This window comes from Desulfolutivibrio sulfodismutans DSM 3696 (assembly GCF_013376455.1).
GTDB classification, from domain to species: Bacteria; Desulfobacterota; Desulfovibrionia; order Desulfovibrionales; family Desulfovibrionaceae; genus Desulfolutivibrio; species Desulfolutivibrio sulfodismutans.
The window spans coordinates 2,636,892-2,653,982 of record NZ_CP045504.1 but is presented as its reverse complement, the minus strand read 5'-3'; the positions used below and the strand labels follow the sequence as shown (position 1 = coordinate 2,653,982).

The 17,091-nt window shown below is 65.9% G+C and carries 12 protein-coding genes and 1 pseudogene; 3 read left to right on the top strand and 10 right to left on the bottom strand.

Annotated elements, in window-relative coordinates:
* Positions 1-21 precede the first annotated feature (21 nt).
* Positions 22-1,737 (top strand): formylglycine-generating enzyme family protein, encoded by a 1,716-nt coding sequence (locus GD606_RS12200; protein WP_163301972.1) that lies wholly within the window; start codon positions 22-24, stop codon positions 1,735-1,737.
* A 64-nt stretch (positions 1,738-1,801) separates the two neighbouring features.
* Here the strand turns inward: GD606_RS12200 and hypE are convergent, their stop codons facing one another.
* The 8 genes and pseudogenes from hypE to GD606_RS12160 all read right to left on the bottom strand — a co-directional run bounded on the left by hypE (position 1,802) and on the right by GD606_RS12160 (position 10,396).
* Complete coding sequence (hypE, locus tag GD606_RS12195) at positions 1,802-2,806, bottom strand: hydrogenase expression/formation protein HypE (protein ID WP_163301971.1); 1,005 nt, start codon at positions 2,804-2,806, stop codon at positions 1,802-1,804.
* 1 nt (position 2,807) lies between these two features.
* On the bottom strand, positions 2,808-3,902 hold the full coding sequence (hypD, locus tag GD606_RS12190) for a hydrogenase formation protein HypD (protein ID WP_163301970.1): 1,095 nt from the start codon (positions 3,900-3,902) through the stop codon (positions 2,808-2,810).
* Positions 3,903-3,905: 3 nt separating this feature from the next.
* Positions 3,906-4,196, bottom strand: coding sequence for a HypC/HybG/HupF family hydrogenase formation chaperone (locus tag GD606_RS12185; protein WP_163301969.1), 291 nt, complete (start codon positions 4,194-4,196; stop codon positions 3,906-3,908).
* Positions 4,197-4,269: 73 nt separating this feature from the next.
* Entirely contained in the window at positions 4,270-5,484 is a 1,215-nt protein-coding gene (locus tag GD606_RS12180) for a nitrogenase component 1 (protein WP_163301968.1), read from the bottom strand.
* Positions 5,485-5,589: 105 nt separating this feature from the next.
* Positions 5,590-6,888, bottom strand: coding sequence for a nitrogenase component 1 (locus GD606_RS12175; protein ID WP_163301967.1), 1,299 nt, complete (start codon positions 6,886-6,888; stop codon positions 5,590-5,592).
* A 51-nt stretch (positions 6,889-6,939) separates the two neighbouring features.
* Positions 6,940-7,658 (bottom strand): annotated as a pseudogene (locus tag GD606_RS12170) (NifH family ATP-binding protein).
* Positions 7,659-7,698: 40 nt separating this feature from the next.
* Positions 7,699-8,712, bottom strand: a complete 1,014-nt coding sequence (hydE, locus tag GD606_RS12165) for a [FeFe] hydrogenase H-cluster radical SAM maturase HydE (RefSeq protein WP_163301965.1) — start codon at positions 8,710-8,712, stop codon at positions 7,699-7,701.
* Between the two features lie 22 nt (positions 8,713-8,734).
* Complete coding sequence (locus GD606_RS12160; RefSeq protein ID WP_163301964.1) at positions 8,735-10,396, bottom strand: nickel-dependent hydrogenase large subunit; 1,662 nt, start codon at positions 10,394-10,396, stop codon at positions 8,735-8,737.
* A 797-nt stretch (positions 10,397-11,193) separates the two neighbouring features.
* On the opposite strand from GD606_RS12160, the gene GD606_RS12155 reads away from it, so the two are divergent.
* Entirely contained in the window at positions 11,194-13,344 is a 2,151-nt protein-coding gene (locus tag GD606_RS12155) for a heavy metal translocating P-type ATPase (RefSeq protein ID WP_163301963.1), read from the top strand.
* Here GD606_RS12155 and GD606_RS12150 read toward each other — a convergent pair.
* Complete coding sequence (locus GD606_RS12150) at positions 13,328-14,791, bottom strand: sensor histidine kinase (RefSeq protein ID WP_163301962.1); 1,464 nt, start codon at positions 14,789-14,791, stop codon at positions 13,328-13,330. The two genes, GD606_RS12155 and GD606_RS12150, sit on opposite strands and share 17 nt — an antisense overlap.
* A 135-nt stretch (positions 14,792-14,926) precedes the next feature.
* Positions 14,927-16,099 carry a pyridoxal phosphate-dependent aminotransferase gene (locus GD606_RS12145; RefSeq protein WP_163301961.1) on the bottom strand — a complete coding sequence of 391 codons (1,173 nt, stop codon included), beginning with the start codon at positions 16,097-16,099 and terminating at the stop codon, positions 14,927-14,929.
* A gap of 132 nt (positions 16,100-16,231) precedes the next feature.
* On the opposite strand from GD606_RS12145, the gene sfsA reads away from it, so the two are divergent.
* Positions 16,232-17,017, top strand: a complete 786-nt coding sequence (gene sfsA, locus GD606_RS12140; RefSeq protein ID WP_163301960.1) for a DNA/RNA nuclease SfsA — start codon at positions 16,232-16,234, stop codon at positions 17,015-17,017.
* The last annotated feature ends 74 nt before the right edge of the window (positions 17,018-17,091 follow it).

Here is a 17,091-nt window from a genome sequence, read left to right as displayed (position 1 = left end):
GTTCAATCAGGAGATGATTCCATGCCCGCCCGACTGTGTCTTGCCGTCCTGGCGTTCCTTCTGTTGCTCCCCCTCCCGGGGCATTCCGGGGCCTTGACCGCGAAAAACCAGCTTGTCCCGCAAAGCGGGTACAACCCCCAGGCCTTGCCCGACGACATCCTGCTGCCAATGCCCTGCGGGCTTCAGATGGTCTTCCGAACTGTGGAAATTCCGGCCCAGGGACTCCTGTGGGACCGGGGCCTGACCCTTGGGTGCGATAACTGCGACCGACCGGGTATGGAATACTATGACCGCAGGTATCCGTCGTCGATTTCAGGACCATTCACCAGGGATGACCTTCCCGAGGCTTGGCAAGGTCTCGTGCCCACGTCCAAGGACATGAACTACCAGTATTATTTTATCGGGAAATACGAGGTCAGCACCCTGCAGTGGAAGGCGGTCATGGAAGGCGTCTGCCCCCAGGAGACCATCCCCGAGGCGGACGCGATGCCAAAGACGGAGATTTCCTGGTTCGATGCCATCGATTTTTCCAAACGGTATACGGAATGGCTCTTAAGCAATGCTCCGGAAAGCCTGCCGCACTTCAAGGACGATCCGAAAAACATCGGCTATCTGCGTTTGCCCACCGAGGCGGAATGGGAATACGCCGCGCGCGGTGGGAATCGGGTCGCATCGGAGACCCTGCACCAGGAGGATTTTTTTCCCTTGGAGGGAAACACCACCATAAGCGACTATGCCATCTACCGCAGCGAAGGAAACGCCCGGATCTATGACAAGGCCCAGACCATCGGCATACGCAAGCCCAACCCCCTGGGGCTCCACGACACGTCGGGAAATGCGGCGGAGCTGGTTCTCGATGAATTTCATTTTTCCGTGGGCGGCCGCCTGCATGGCTCCGCAGGGGGATTTTTGCGCAAGGGCGGCGGTTTTTCCAGTTCCGAGGGGGAGATCAAACCTGGCCGTCGCGAGGAGATTCCCTATTTCAGCAACCACGGGGCGACGTCTACCAGGGACATGGGGGCGCGCCTGGTGCTGTCGGGGGTGAACACGCCGGATGGCCGCCGCCGCCAGGATCTGATGGAGGAGTGGAAACAGCTTGGCGAACGGGGGAGCGTTCAGATCACGGGCGACAACCCGTTAAGTGAATTGGACAAGCTTCTGGAGGCCACTGCGGACCCCCAGATCAAGGAGAATTTGTCCCGGCTGCGGGCCATCATCAAGGACAACCAGGCGCAACTGGAAAAAAAGGACAGCGAGAACCTCGAAGGGCTCATCCGGACGTCAGCCTATATCATTGAGGCTCTCCGCAGCTACGCGGTCAGAAACTCCATGGCCATCAAGAACATCAAAGATGCCAAGGACGAGATCGAGAAGCTCAAGGCCAAGGGGGGCAACAACGGCGGCATGCTCAAGTTCCAGCAGGAGAGTGTGGAAAAGTACGGCGAGGCGAAACTCAAGTTCCTGGAGGCTATTGCCGCCATCCTGAATTTTTACAGGATGAAGATGGAGGAGATGGCGAAATTCGATGTCGAAAGCTACAAGACCAACCTGAATATCGTGAAGTCGGAATATAGAAGTGCAGGGGTCGGATTCATGGCCAATATGTCCCAGAATGTCGATGTCCTGGAAAAGCACATGGAGATGATGCGCAGCGGCAGGCAGACCCTTTTGACAAAGGGGAAGATTCTTGACGATGTACTCGTCAAGCCCCTGCGCGACGATATCCCCCTCAAATAGAAGGATGGTGGGGGAGGTCTTGCGGTAACCGCCGCGCCTCCTGCCGTTTTTCTGCCCGCCCGGGTCAGCAGATGCGCGGCAGTTGTTCGCCCTCCAGCATGGTCAGGAGGCGGGCGCCGCCCAGGCGGGTGGTCAGCACCACCTTGCCGGGGTGGGCGTCGGTGACCGTGCCGATGCGCACGGCCCCGGCGCACAGGGGGTCGCCCCGCAGCACGTCGAGGGCCGCATCGGCCAGTTCCCCGGGCAGGATGCACAGGAATTTGCCCTCGTTGGCCAGGTACAGCGGGTCCAGGCCCAGAAAGGAGCAGCCGTCGCGCACTTCGGGCCGTACGGGAATGGCCTCGTCCACGATTTCGCAGCACACGCCCGAGGACTCGGCGATTTCGTTGAGGGTGGTGCCGAGGCCGCCGCGCGTGGGGTCGCGCAGCACATGCACCTCCGGCACGGCGCGCAACAGCCGGGCGATGGCATGGTTCAGGGAGGCCGCGTCCGAGACCACGGGGGTGTCGAAGGCCAATCCCTGGCGGGTGGAGAGGACGGCCAGGCCGTGGTCGCCCATGCTGCCCGTGACCAGGATGGCGTCTCCCGGCCGGGCGCGGTCGCCCGAGGGGGTCGGGTCGACGAAGATTTCCCCGACCCCGGTGGTGTTGATGAAGATTTTGTCCACCATCCCCCGGGGCACCACCTTGGTGTCCCCGGCCACCACCAGCACCCCGGCCTCCCGGGCGGCCGTTCCCATGGAGGCCACGACGCGTGCCAGAACGTCCGTCTCCAGGCCTTCCTCCACGATGAATCCGCAGGTCAGGTAGCGGGGAATGGCCCCGAGCATGGACACGTCGTTGACCGTGCCGTGCACGGCCAGGGATCCAATGTCCCCGCCCGGGAAGAAGATCGGGTCCACGGTGAAGGTGTCCGTGCTCATGGCCAGGGGGCTTTTCAGGTTCAGGCAGGCCGCGTCGTTGAGCCGGTTGAGTTCCGGATTTCCCAGGTGTTTGAGGAAAAGGTCGGCCACCAGCCGGTGGGAGGCCCGGCCGCCGCTGCCGCAATCCAGAAGAATTCGATCGGACATGTCACTCCACCTGGTATTTGTAATAGGCCGCGCAGGAGCCCTCGGTGGAGACCATGCAGGGCCCCACGGGCTTGGCCGGGGTGCAGGCCTTCTTGAACAGGGGGCATTGGTCGGGCCGCAGACGGCCCCGGAGCACCTCGCCGCATTTGCAGCCGGGCAGGGGCGGGCATTCCTCAATGCTCAGACCATACCGGCGTTTCGCGTCCACATCCTCGAATTCATCGGTAAATTCCAGCCCGGAGTCCGGAATGCGGCCCAGGCCGCGCCACAGGGCGTCGCAGGGCCGAAAAACCCGGTTCATGACCTCCAGGGCCCGGGGGTTGCTCGTATCGGAAACCACCCGGCGGTAGAGGTTTTTGACCTCGGCCCGTCCCTGCCTCCGGCGCTGGGCCAAAAACAGCAGGGATTCGAGGATGTCCACGGGCTCGAAACCGGTGACCGTGGCCGATTTGCCAAAGCGGGAGGCGATGAATCCGTAGGGCTCGGTCCCGATGACCGCCGAGACGTGGCCGGGCAGGATGAAGGCGTCGATGCCCGCCTCCGTGTCGGAGAGGAGCACCTCCAGGGCGGGGGGGACCAGCTTGTGGAAGGCCAGAACCTTGAAGTTGGACAGCCCCTGCTCCCGGGCCATGAGCACCGTGCCGGCCACGGTGGGGGCCGTGGTCTCAAAGCCCACGCCCAAAAACACCACGGTGTCCCCGGGGTTGTCCCGGGCCAGGGCCAGGGCGTCCGGGGGCGAATAGACCACGGCCACCCGCGCCCCCTCGGCCTGGGCGCTTTTCAGGTTGCGCCCCCGGCTGCCGGGGACGCGCATGAGATCCCCGAAGGTGGCCACGATCACGCCCGGGCGTCCGGCAAGGTCCAGGAAGGCGTTGACCTCGGATTCGTGGGTCACGCACACCGGGCAGCCGGGGCCGGAGAGATGCACGACCTGGGGCGGCAACAGCGAGCGGAGCCCGCTTTGGAAGATGGCCACGGTGTGCGTGCCGCAGACCTCCATGAAGCGCAACTCGCCGTCCAGTTCGGCTCGCAGGCGCGTAAGCAGGGTATGGCACAGTTCGGGGTCGCGGAACTGGCGCAGGAGGGTCTGGTGCATGGCCTAGGCCTTCCGGAGGGCGTTGGCGGGCGCGCCGGGGATGGCCGCGCAGGCCGTGGCGTCCCCCTCGATGGGACACTCGCCGCCGCGAAGCAGGCGCAAGGTCTCCTCGGCCTCGGCCGGGTCCATGATCCGCAGGGCGAACCCGGCATGCACCATGAGTTGGTCCCCGGGGCTGGGGAGGTCAGGCAGAAGCATAAGCGACGCCCGGATGAGCGATTGTCCTTCGCCCAGGCGGCAGGTGGCCACTCCGTCGGCAATGCGGATGACTTCGGCGGGAACTGCGAGACACATGGCATCCTCCTTGGCGGGCGACGCGGAATGGCCGCGCCGCCTTGGCGTGAGATGCGATTCCGTCGCGGTCGCGTTACGGCTGCGGCGTTCCGGAGAACTGTCCGGCCAGATAGTCGTACCCCTTGTCCACGGCGTATTCGTAGGGCAGATCCCAGTTGAGCCGGGCGCTCATGGCGATATGCGGCATGGGGATGAACCGGGTCGGCCGGGTCAGCAGGGCCGCGTAGCACGGGTCGGCGATGACGCAGTCCACGGCCGGATCGTTCATCAGGGCCTCGATGTCCTGCTCGCTGTCCGTGCACACGTCGCGGGGGCCGCGCTCCACCAGGGTTCCGAGGCATCCCGGGGCGCTCTGGTAGAGGGCCTGGGCCGGGGTGACGGAAACCACGTCCACCTCGGGGACGCCGAAGTCCAGGCGCAGGCAGCGTTTGAGGCCGTAGCCCAGGACCGGTTCCCCGATGACCAGGGCGTGGCGGCACGGCGGGCTGCCGACCGGGGCCGGGGCCGGGGTGACGGCCTCCCCGCGCAGCAGGGCGAAAAAGTCGTCGCGACCGCGCAGTCCCACGGGCATGCCGACCACGTAGGGAATCCCGTAGGCGGCGAACATATGGTCGGCCAGGGCCAGGCCGCTGGTGGAGACCACCACGTTGCGCTGGGCCTCGGGGGCCTGGCGGATGGCCGAAAGGGGGTCGGCCTGGCCCGGGCGGGGCACGGAGAACACGCTGACCAGGGAATATCCGGCCTGTTCGATGGCCGAGAGCAGGGGCTCGATGTGCTCCTCCTTGCCCGTGGACAGGTGGATGGCCCCCAGGACGTTGATGCCGTTTTTGCGCGTGGCCTCCGGTTGGACCATGAACTTTCGGGCCAGGGCCAGAAAGGCCTTGGCGGCTCCCTCGGGGTAGGGTTCGGAACCGGCCGTGGGAACCATGAACACGGGCCGCGAGGTCCGGGATTCCAGGGTTCGGGAAAAGCCCTTGAGGTCCGTGCCGATGATTTCGGAGATGGGCGTCCCGGCCAGGGCCACGAAGCGCCGCTCAAGCTGCATGGAGACCGTGGCGATATTGTTGATGAACGTGTCGTCGTTGCCCAGGATCACGTCCATCTCCAGGAGTCCGGCCCCGACCACGGTGGCCGGTCCCCGGTACCAGCGCGGCTCGTCCTCGATGTTGATGTGCCAGGCCCCTCCGGCCGGGCCGTAGACCACCACGAGGCCGTCGAAGGCGTACAGCGCCGAACTGACGCCAAAGTAGCCCGTGGCCAGGGGAAGCAGTTTATGGTAAAGCTTCATGCCGCGTATCCTTGACGTTTTCTGTGCATTCCGGATGGAGCACGTTGTTTCATATCCATTTTTTCCTCATCATCATGCCTTGCGCCTGTCGTGTCGGGATGATTTCTAGATAAGAAACTGGTTTTTGTAGATCAGGTCGTGGTTGCTGACCGGGTTTTCCATGGCGCTATGCGTCTGCGTAAGCATCCACAGCGCGTTCTCATATCCGTATTTCTGTTCCTGATAGCGCGACAGGGGGACATTGACCGCCTGGGCGCAGAACATGCCCGCGTCCACGCCATAGGCCACCCCGATGTGGTCGAAGGGCGCGGTCTCGCCGCACAGGTTGGGATGGGACACGTTGTACACCCGGATGTGGGGGGCTTTCTGGCGCAACCCCTCAATGAGCTTCCATTCGTAGGCCGCAAAACCGCCGCGGCCGAAAATGGTATCCACATGCAGCCCCATGTCCACCAGGGCGGCGGCCAGTTCGTAGGGGCTGCCGTTTATGGCGCAGCCCACGGCGAGAGGCGTGTCCCGCAGGGCGTGGCACAGGCCTTCGGCGGCCTGCCGGGCGCCCTGCTCCAGGGCGGCGACGTCAAGGGGCCGACCCACGGCCTTTTCAATGGCCGCGTAGCGGGCCGCGATGGTGGAGAACCCGTAGGCCGTGGGCACGAAGACGGCGGGGATGCCCATGTCCTTGTCCATGCGGTTGGCCAGGCTGTTGGCCAGGGGATGCAGGACCAGGGAGCAGGAGGCCTCGGCCATGCGCGAGAACTCCGCCAGGTCGGCGCACAGGGGGATCTGGCGGATGCGCTCCACCCCGGCCCGGCGCAGGACGCCGTAGAGCTCCCCGGATTCCGAAAGGGGCATGAAGGTGCCCAGGATGTTCACCGCATCGGGGTCGGGGGTGCGCGCCTCGTGCTTGAGGAAATCGAAAAACGAGGTGTAGGCCGAGGTGAAGGGCGAGTCCTTGAGCCCGATGGTGATGGGGGCCATGGCCCCCAGGATGATCCGCCGTCCGGTGGCCGCCTCCAGGCGGGCGATGACCCCGGTGAAATCCGTGCCCAGGATGTAGTCCGGACAGCCCACGATGAGGAAGATGACCTTTTCCGGACGCCTGGCCGCGATGTCCAGGATGCCCTGCTCGATCTTCTCCAGATGCCGCCCCATGGTCATGTCCAGCTCCGGGACGCAGAGCATGAAAAACCGGTCGGTGAACCCCCGGGCGTGGGCCATGAACGCGGAATGGCGCAGGCAGGCCGAGGGGCCGGCCATGACGCACAGGGATTCGGGCAAAAGCAGGCAGGTCTCGATGACCCCCCATCCGGCCAGGTTGGGCCCCACGCCCTCCAGCGGCGCGAAGGGAAAATCCTCCCTGCGCGTCAGATGCTCCAAGGTGATGCCTGCTCGCTCCACATGCATGAATCGTTTCCTCCGGGGATCTCGGTTGCGGTCTCGGGGGCGGGCGGGGACTTAGGCCGCGTCCCGCTTTTGGGCAAAGGCCGCCAGGGTCCGGGCCAGATCGAAGAAACGGGCCGAGGTGGAATGGGCCGGGTCGCCCTCCACGATGGTCTGGCCGTGTTCCTCGAAGGCATGGATGGTCCGGTCGCGGGGGATGATCCCGAGGATCTCGGTGTCCATCTCCCGGGCGAAGTCCGAGACCCGCTCCACCTCGTCGGGCATGTCGCGGCGGTTGAGGATCAGGCCCCCCAGTTCGGCGTAGTTGCGATCCGCGAAGTTGCGCAGGGCCAGGATGATGTTTTTGGCGGCCAGAAGGGCCATCTTCTCGCCCGAGGTGACGATGGCCACCTTGTCGGCAAAGCCCTCGCGCATGGGCACGGCGATGCCCCCGCAGACGATGTCGGCCAGGATGTCGTAGAGCACCACGTCCGGGGTGTAGCGGACGTAGGCGTCCATCTCGTCCAACAGCTCGAAGGCCGTGAGCATGCCCCGGCCGAAACAGCCGACCCCCGGCGTGGGGCCGCCGACCTCCAGGCAGGCCACGCCGCCGAACCCGGTGCGCACCAGGGCGTCGAGGTCCGCAGGCTTCCCCTTTTCCTGGAGGTATTGCAGGATGGGGGGGGCGTCTGACCGCCAAGCAGGTTGATGGTCGAATCCGTCTTGGGGTCGCAGCCGATCTGCATCACCTTGTATCCGTCCACGGCCAGGGCCGCAGAGACTCCGGACGTCACCGTGGATTTTCCGATGCCGCCCTTTCCGTAAATGGCGATCTTAATCACAAGTTCCTCCTTGCATCTTGAGGGAATCCCCTTTTCCCGCCGCCGTCTCCCGTCCGGCCCGGCGCAGGACGTCTTTGGCCTCCGCGATGGAGACGTAGCGTTTTTTCGTGGTGATCTGGAATTCGTATTCGATCTTGTCCGTCTTGCTTTTGAGAAAGGGGTTGCAGTTGGGCATGATCACGTTGGCCCCGCCCTGGACAAAGGCCCGGTATTGCCCGTCCTCGGGGGCCAGGGTGGCCACGGTGTTGGCCGCCGCCAGATGGGTGTTTCCGGTCACGATCCGGGTCAGGGCGAACACCCGGAGCATGCGGTCCATGTCGCCGACCGCCTCGCCGCGCAGGGGCGTGTCCGCGTGGGGGATGAACGGGCCGATGTTGACCATGTCCGGCTGAAAGTCCTGGAAAAAGGCGATGTCCGCAGCGAGATCCTCATCCGTCTGTCCCGGCAGGCCCACCACGTTGCCCACCCCGGTCTGGTAGCCCAGGGAGCGCAGGGTCTCGATGGTCCGCAGCCGATCCGTAAGCCGCAGCCCGGGGCGCATCCTGGCGTAGAGATCCGGGTTCATGGTCTCGTGCTTCATGAGGTAGCGGCTGGCGCCGGCGTCCCGGAAGGCCCGCAGGTCGTCGTCGGGCCGCTCCCCCAGGCTTAAGGTGACGGCCACGTCGGCGTTGTCCACGATCCGCCGGATGACGGAACACAGCAGCTCCCGGGTGTAGTGGTAGTCCTCGCCGGATTGCAGGACCACGGTGCCAAGGCCCGCCTCGGCAATGGCCATGGCCGTCTCCACGATCTGGTCCCCGGTCATCCGGAACCGCTTGATGTCCGTGTTGCTTTTGCGCAGGCCGCAATACAGGTCGTCGCGGCAGCAGCAGTTGGAGAAATGCACCACGCCGCGAAGCTGGGCCACGTCGCCGCAGTATCGCCTGCGCACCTCGTCGGCCTGCCGGAACAGGTTCTCTTGTCCCGCTTCATCCTGCAGGGCGGCCAGAATGTCTTTTGCGTCCATATCGTCGTCCTTCCCAAGCCGCCTATTTGGCGTTGACGGTCATCACGCGCCCGGCGCCTGCGTCCTCAACCCGGAGGATGCAGGCGTTGCAGGGATCGAAAGAGTGTATCGTGCGCAGGATCTCCAGGGGGCGCGCGGCGTCGGCCACGGGCGTGGCGAGAAGGGCCTGCTCCAGGGGGCCGCGTGTCCCGTCGGCGCTGCGCGGGGAAAAATTCCACAGGGAGGGCACGAGGGACTCATGCCGGACGATGCGCCGGTCTTCCATGCGGATGCGATGCGCCAGCGCCCCCCTGGCGATCTCGGCCTTGCCCGTGCCCTCGCCCGAGGCCGGGATGTCATGGATGGCGGCCCGAAGGGCTGCGTCCCCGCGGGCCAGACAGCGGTCCAGGCTGTCCAGCCAGGACAGGGCGGTCTGGATCAGGGCGGCGGCCTCAAGACCCCGGGCCAGCATTCGGCCCAGGGTGGAGTTTATGGCCGCAAGGGGCAGGTTCAGTCGGCGCAGGGCGTCGTCCACGACGGCCTGCACCACGCCGTTGCCCGTTGCGTAGGCCCCGCACATCCGGGCCAGGGGGCCCACCTCGCAGGCCAGACCGGCGCTGCGGGGGACGCCAAACCACACAAAGTCGTCGGATGGAAAGCGGTAGACCGGCTGGCCCGGCCCGAAACGCAGCCGGTAGTGGTCTGCGTCGATCCCTTTCCAGGCCGTTTCGCCGTCCTCCCAGGCCATGCGCAATGCGTCCGCAGGGGCCTTAAGGACGCCGCCCGGGGTGAATATCCCGCCGGGAGAAAACGGGGGCTGGCCATCCTCCCCGGGGAGGTCGGCAAAGGCCAGGAAGACGCCGGTTCGGCCGATGCCCGCCCAGTCCCGGTAGGCGTCGGCCACGCGCAGGATGTCGGGCAAAAAGGTGTACAGGATGAAGTCCCGGCACTGGCGCACCAGGCTGGCGCACCGGTCGCGCGCTGCGGCCGACAGGTCCGGGGCGTCGCCGGGGGATGTCCCGGCGCTGTCGGCCAGGCCGCCGACCTGAAACGCCGGGTGCTGCGCGCCGGTACATCGCAGGACGGCCAGGGCCTCGGCCAGGGCGGCCCGGACGCGGATGGCCTCAGGCACATGGCTGAAGGCCAGCAGGCTGCATTCCGGGGAGGCCGCATAGGCCGGGTGGTCGCAGTCCCCGACGGCAAAAAATTCGCCGCTCTCGCCCTCGGCCAGGGCCTTCAGGCGTTCCGCGGCGTCCAGGTAGAACTGCCCGCCGCCCGCCGCAGGGATGGGGGAATCGTCCTGCGCCAGGCGCGCACTCTTTGCGGGGTCCGCGCGCAGGGCCAGCCCCAGGTTGACCCAGTCCGAGAGGTGGAACAGATAAAAATGCCCCAGGTGCTCGGACACCCATTGCAGTCCCTGGGCCAGGTCGCGCACCAGTCGTGCGGCAGGCGGCACGGCCAGCCCGAGAAGATCCTCGACGGCCCGGACGGCGGCCAGGGCGTGCCCGGCGTTGCAGAGACAGGAGGCTCGGGTGGTGAATCGCGGCCCGTCCGGGCCGACCTCGGCGCCCAGCAGGTAGTTCATGTCATGAATCATCCTGCCCGTGCTCCAGGCCTCGGCCACGCGTCCTCCGGACAGGGCCGCGCTGATGATGAAGGTGTTGCCTTCGCAGGTGACGATGTTCTTTCCGTGATCGCTGCGCATGTGTGGACTTCCGCTCCAGGGGGACGCCTTCACCAAGTCGTCGCCTACGTTCCCCATACCTTGGGCCTGGGTCGCGGAGGCAGGCGCCATGGCGCGGAGCAGCCCAGGACAGAGGCATGAACATGAGATTTATCATATAAAAAGCATATGAATACGAAAAACATAACACGCAGACGTCCATACTCCCCATGACGGCAAGATGCAATCGGTTCGGGAAAAATTCCCGGGTGTCGTGTGATCCCTGGGTGTTGGGCCTGCGCCGGGAGACCGTTGGGTGTCCGCAGACATCCGGACAGGGGGCTGTCGTGGAAGGGGAAGAAATCGACGGATGGCGGGGAACGTCCTCGAAATGAGGATTTGGCCGCAAAAGACCGGGGGGGAAGGATTGGCAAGCCGGGCTGTCCCTTGGCGGGTCACCCTTCTCCTGCCGGGGTGGGCCGGAATGCAATCGGCGTTGCCGCCAAGGACCGGATCGGCTCGGCCAACTGTCCGGCGAGGCGGCTTCACTCTACCATATCATGTGCTCGCGACGGCATGCGGCGGCGGCGTTGACCGGGCGCACGTTTTGCTCTAACCTAAAAAGATAATGATTTTCAATATTGATTGAACCCCGGCGATTCCGTATTCGGCCCTTCGTGTTGCCGATGGCGCACTCTTTCCTGCCGCCTGCACGGGCTCGCGAGCGCAGCCCGGGCCGCAACGCGCCTCTGCCGAACAGCCGAACGCCCCGTCTCCCGGAGACGGGCGGAATCCCGCGTCCTCTGCAGCATGTTACGCAGGTTGGGAAAAGAAAAAACATGACGATGCCGCACGATGTTTCGCCGTTGCGCCGCCTTCCTGTCCGGGATGTGCGCGTGGTGCATGAACTGCCTCGCCGCATCCGGCTCAAAGGCGGATTGTTTCGGCATCCCCGGCTCAACCCTGATCGCCTCGAGGCGCATCTCGCCTCGCTGCCCGGGGTCGAGCGCGTGCGGACCAATCCCTACGCCGGTTCGCTTGTCGTCCGGCATGACGGCCTGCCGGGGCGCACGGGCGACATCCTGGCCGCCCTGGGGGCGCTTCCCCCGGTGGTGTTCGTCAAGGGACCGGCCAGGCCGCGCGAGATCAGCCGGATGGATATCGGGCTGCACCTGCTCGCGGCGGTCGCCAGTTTTGCCGTGCCGCCCGTGGTGCGGCTGGTCCTGGCTGTCCTGGTCGGACTGCCGGTGGTCGTGGATGGGGTCAAAAATCTCCTGTCCCGGGGATTTACGGCCAAATCCCTCGACGCGGCGAGCGTGGGGCTGTGCCTTGCGGTGCGCAATTACCCGTCCGTGTGCGCCATCGCCCTGATGCGCATTTTCGGCGACTACCTCAAGCAGACCAACGACAAACGCTCCAACGATCTGCTCCACAGCTTGCTGCGCCTGAAGCAGCAGGCCGTGTGGGTCGAGCGGGAAGGCGTGGAGATCGAGGTTGCCCCGGGCGATGTGGCGGTAGGCGACGTGGTCGTCTGCGGGCCGGGGGAACTGGTCGCCGTTGACGGAGAGGTTCTGGCGGGCGCTGCGCTGGTCGACAAGAGCATGATCACCGGCGAATCCATCCCCGTCAGCCTGGAAAAAGGCGATGAGGTGATTTCCGGATCGGTGGTGGAGAGCGGCCGCCTCCGCATCCGGGCAAAAAAGGTCGGCGTCGGGACCGCCATGGCCAAGGTCAGGCGTTTTTTGGAAAATGCCCTGGAGGACAGATCCCTGCCCGAGATCAGGGGGGACGCCATGGCCGACAGCCTGGCCCCCGCGACGCTGGCCCTTGGCGCTCTCGCCTATGCCTTCACCCGCGACCTGTCCCGAACCGCCTCGGTGACGTCCATCGACTATGTCTGCTCGGTGAAGTTTCCCGCCCGGCTGTCCGTGCGCAGCAGCATGTACGCCGCCGCCCGGGGCGGGGTGTTGCTCAAGGGAGGACGCGCCCTGGACGCCCTGGCCCGGGTGGACGCGGTGGTCTTCGACAAGACCGGCACGCTGACCTCGCGGGAGCTGCGGGTCACGGACGTCATTGCGCTGCGGGGCTGGACGCGGGAGGCGCTTTTGACCCTGGCCGCACGCATGGAGCAGCACTACGACCATCCGGTGGCGCGAACCATCCTGGCCGAGGCCCTGCGCTGCGATCTGCGGCTTGATCCTGTGGGCGAGGTCGATCTCCATGTGTCGCACGGGGTGTGCGCCGTGGTGGACGGCAAGGAATGCCGGATCGGAAGCCGACGGTTCATGTCCGATCTCACGGGGCTGGAACGCGACCGCGCCGAGACCCAGGCCGATATGCTGCGGGAACAGGGGAAAATGGCCCTCTACGTCGCGCAGGGCAATGTGGTGCAAGGGCTCATCGGCCTGCGCGACGAGCTGCGGCCCCATGCCCAGACGGCCCTGCACGGCCTTCGGGAGCTTGGCGTGAAAAAGGTGGTGGTGCTTACCGGCGACCACCGCCGGACGGCGGAAATCCTTGGGGCGCAGCTGGAGGGCGTGGACGCCATCCACTGGGAGCTGACGCCCGAGGGCAAGGCCTGCGTGGTCAACGAACTGAAGTCCCAGGGATACTGCGTCGCGGTGGTCGGCGACGGGGTCAACGACGCCCCGGCCCTGGTCAGCGCGGATCTGGGCATGTGCATGCCCCATGGGGGCGATCTGGCCCAGGCCTCGGCCCAGGCGATCCTTCTGAGCGACGACCTGCGGTCCCTGTGTACGGCTAGGCGCATCGCCATGCGGCAGACCGGGATTCTTCGGCGGTGCCTCCACGAGGGGGCGGCGGCCAACACGGCGCTCCTGGGGCTTGCCGCGTCCGGAATCCTCTCGCCGCTTGCGGCGGCCGTGCTGCACAACATGAACACCTTCACCCTGATGGGCTACGCCATGGCCAAGGCGGGATCTCCCTGCGGGGGCACGGACAAGGGCGACGGCCTCAGCACGCCTTCTTGAGAAAGCGCATCTCCACCTTGGCCCCGCCGTCCTCGGCGTTGTCCAGGGTGAGGGTGGCGTTATGGCTTTCCAGGATGTTTTTGACGATGGCCAGGCCAAGCCCGGTGCCCGTGTCCTTGGTGGTGAAAAACGGGTCCGGGGCCTTGTCCTTGTGCCCGGGGTCGAACCCCGGGCCGGTGTCGGCGATGGCCAAAAGCACCCCGTTGGAGTCGGCGGTCAGACGGATCTCCAGGCGGTGGCCGCCCGGCGGAACGCTTTGCGCCGGGGCCATGACCATGGCGTCCAGGGCGTTGCCCACGATGTTGTAGACCGCGCGGTACAGCAGATCCTTGTCGCCCCGAATGATGGCGCCCTTGGCGTAGTCGCGGACGACGGCCACGCCGTGCTCCTCGCACTTGGACTCCAGGAAGGCCAGCACCTGATCCAGGATCAGGGCCAGATCCACATCCTCCTGGCGTGGGGTCTTGGGCCGGGCGTAGTCCAGAAAATCGCCCACGGTTTTGCTCAACCGCTTGGATTCCTCGAAAATGGCGGCCAGAATGCGGCTCGTGGGATCGCCGGTCTTTTCGGCCTTTTTGAGCAAAAGCTCGGCGCTGCTGCGGATGATGCCCAGGGGATTGCGGATCTCGTGGGCGATGCCCGCCACCACCCGGCCCATGCCGGCCAGCTTCTCCTGCTGCTGCAGTTCGCGCTCCAGGGCCTCGCGCTCCTGGATGCGCTGGGCGTTGATGCGTCCGGCCCGGCGCATGATCACGGCCAGGGCCACATACAGGGCCAGGGAGGAGGCCACGGCGGAGAGGATGATGATGCGCTGGAAATTGACAACCTTCTGGTAGTCCTCGGTGATGTCCTGGGTGATCTCCAAAACGCCCATGATGACCCCGGCCGGGGCCCCGGACGACATGGGCCGCTCGGTGCGCAGGGGGTAGATGGTGCGCAAGATGACCGCCCCGGGCTGGGGGGTGAAATCCAGGATGCCGCCCAGGGCCCCGGTGCGGCTTAGCACCTGGAAATCGCTTTTGCCGTTGTCCAGGGCCTCCACCACGGCCTCGCCGGTGTAGCCGGTCTGGCCGATCAGGTCTTTCTCCGTGGCGAAGGAGATGCGCTTGTCGAAGTCGTAGATGCGCAGGTCCATGACGTGGAAGCTGTGGATGGTGGAGGTGATGACCTTTTCGAGCTGCTCGTACTGGGCGGGTTGCTGCAATTCCACCCGGCCAAAGCCCAACACCGTGGGCAGGGTGAACCGCTGATAGATCTGGTGGTTCAGGTTCTCGGCCAAGAGCCTGGCGAACTCCTTCTGTTTGGAGAGCACCTCCTGGCGGCCGTAGTTGGACAGGAAGATGGACAGAAAAAGGTTGATGAGCAGGATAAACGCCAAAGAACTCCAGGAGATGAACTTGACCAGTCCCAGGGACTGTTCCACGTCCTTGGCGGGTTTTTTGTCCAAGGGGGCTCCTTCGGCCGCAGGCGGCGGCCGGGTCTGACGGCGGGGGAGACGGCCCGAAGAAGCCGCCGTCCGCCCGCATCCGCCGCCGGGTGGCGGCCCAAAACGCCTCCCCTTCCAGGGCGGCCCGGGGCGGGCCTATCCCTTGAGCACCCCGCCCATGAGCGTCAGGGCCTCAGTGAGGGTTTTTTCGTCCGTGGCGTAGGACAGCCGCAGGCAGGCGTCGTCGCCAAAGGCCGCACCGGGCACGGTGACCACCCCCGTGGCCTCCATGATCCTGGCGCAAAGGGTCGTGCTGTCCGGGGCCTCGGGGGTGAAATATCCCGACAGGTCGGGAAAAAGATAGAACGCACCCTGGGGGGTGGGGCACACGGCCCGCTCCCAGGTGTTGATGATGGACAGGGCCAGGTCGCGGCGGCGGGCGAAGGCCTGGCGCATGGCGAAAACGGCGTCGAAGGGGCCGGTCAGGGCGGCCACGGCGGCCTTTTGCACAAACGAGCAGACGTTGGAGGTGGACTGTCCCTGGAGCTTGCTCATGGCCTTGATGAGGTCCGGGTGGGCCAGGGCGTAGCCCACGCGCCATCCGGTCATGGAAAAGCTTTTGGCCAGGCCGTTGACGATGCCCACCATCTCTGGTTTGCTTTCCCACCACCCGGCCATGCTGGCGGGCTTTGCGGGTTCGTAGACCAGTTGGTCGTAGATCTCGTCGGACAGGACGAAGACGTTGCGGGAAAAGGCCCATGCCGCAATGGCGTCCAGCTCAGCCTGGGTATGGTGGCAGCCCGTGGGGTTGGACGGGGAATTGATGATGAGCATGGTGGACTTCGGGGTGCGGGCCTTTTCCAGGGCCTCCAAGGTGATCTTGAAGCCGCTTTCGGCGGTGGTGGGCACAAAGGCCGGTTCGGCCCCGGCCAGGCGCACCATGTCCGGATAGCTGACCCAGTACGGGGAGGGGATGAGCACCTCGTCGCCGGGGTTCACGTAGGCCTGGATCAGGTTGTAGAGGGCCTGCTTGCCGCCGTTGGTGATGATGGCGGCCTCGGCAGGCGCGCTCACCCCGTAGAACTGCTTGAAATATCCGGCTACGGCGGCCCGGGCCTCGGGGATGCCGGGCACGGCGGTGTACCGGGTGAAGTCGGCGTCCAGGGCGGCCTTGGCCGCGTCTTTGACGTGGGCCGGGGTGGGGAAGTCCGGTTCCCCGGCGGACAGGTCCAAGACCCGTCGACCGGCGGCTTTCATTTCTTTGGCCTTGGCGCTCATGGCCAGGGTGGCCGAAGGCTTGACGCAGGAGAGACGCAGGGCGGTGAGCATGACGGGCATCCCCAGAGGTCGAGGTTTGCGGAAAATACGACAGCGGCCGGACAAAACGGCGGCACGGGCGTCTTTGTAGTGGAATACTCGGAAAAGGTAAATTCATCACCCGCCACGGCGATCACGCCGCTCATGGTTTTTCCGGGCGGGCTTATCCGGGCCCGGCTGGTGCGCCGCCGCCTGCGCTTTCTGGTGGATGTCGTCGGAGACCACGGGCCGTTTACGGCCCACACCAACAACACCGGCAGCATGCTGGGCCTGCTTCGGCCCGGGACGCCCGTGCTGTTGTCCGTCAGCGGCAACCCCGCCCGCAAACTGCCCCATACCCTGGAAATGGTCTGGATGCCGACCTTTTCCGGCGGATTCTGGGTGGGGGTCAACACCCTGACGCCCAACCGGCTTCTGGCGGCGGCCTTTCGGGCCGGGCGGCTGCCCGAGATCACCGGAAATGTTCATGACGCCGCCGGTTTCGACCGCCTGGAGCCGGAACCGGCCTTTGCCGGGGGCCGCCTGGACGCCCGCATAATCGGCCCGGCCGGGACGCTTTTGGTGGAGACCAAAAACGTGACCATGGTCGAGGACGAGGTGGCCCTGTTCCCGGATGCGGCAACTCAGCGGGGCCGAAAACATCTGGTGGAGCTTGCCCGGGTGGCCCGGGAGGGGCGGGAGACCGGAACCCGGGCGGCCTGTCTTTTTTTGGTGCAGCGCCCCGACGGGGCCTGCTTCGGCCCGGCGGACATGGTGGACCCGGAATACGCGGACCTTTTCCGGCAGGCCGTGGAGGCCGGGGTGGCCATGTGGGCCGTGCGGGCCAGGTGCGGCCCGGAGGGCATCGACCTGGGGGCCCGCCTGCCCCTGGCCCCGTTTCAGGAATCCTCCCCGGCCACGGAGACCGCCCCGCCCCGTGACCGAGGGTGACAACCCGCACGGAAGGCCGTATGTTTGGAAACGCAGTCACGGGGCGGTTTTCCGTCCCCCGGCGCGGCCTGGCC

Coding starts and splice junctions, on each gene's coding strand:
- GD606_RS12200 (WP_163301972.1), top strand. CDS start 22: ATGCCCGCCCGACTGTGTCTTGCCGTCCTGGCGTTCCTTCTGTTGCTC.
- hypE (WP_163301971.1), bottom strand. CDS start 2,806: ATGTCCGATCGAATTCTTCTGGATTGCGGCAGCGGCGGCCGGGCCTCC.
- hypD (WP_163301970.1), bottom strand. CDS start 3,902: ATGCACCAGACCCTCCTGCGCCAGTTCCGCGACCCCGAACTGTGCCAT.
- GD606_RS12185 (WP_163301969.1), bottom strand. CDS start 4,196: ATGTGTCTCGCAGTTCCCGCCGAAGTCATCCGCATTGCCGACGGAGTG.
- GD606_RS12180 (WP_163301968.1), bottom strand. CDS start 5,484: ATGAAGCTTTACCATAAACTGCTTCCCCTGGCCACGGGCTACTTTGGC.
- GD606_RS12175 (WP_163301967.1), bottom strand. CDS start 6,888: ATGCATGTGGAGCGAGCAGGCATCACCTTGGAGCATCTGACGCGCAGG.
- hydE (WP_163301965.1), bottom strand. CDS start 8,712: ATGGACGCAAAAGACATTCTGGCCGCCCTGCAGGATGAAGCGGGACAA.
- GD606_RS12160 (WP_163301964.1), bottom strand. CDS start 10,396: ATGCGCAGCGATCACGGAAAGAACATCGTCACCTGCGAAGGCAACACC.
- GD606_RS12155 (WP_163301963.1), top strand. CDS start 11,194: ATGACGATGCCGCACGATGTTTCGCCGTTGCGCCGCCTTCCTGTCCGG.
- GD606_RS12145 (WP_163301961.1), bottom strand. CDS start 16,099: ATGCTCACCGCCCTGCGTCTCTCCTGCGTCAAGCCTTCGGCCACCCTG.
- sfsA (WP_163301960.1), top strand. CDS start 16,232: ATGGTTTTTCCGGGCGGGCTTATCCGGGCCCGGCTGGTGCGCCGCCGC.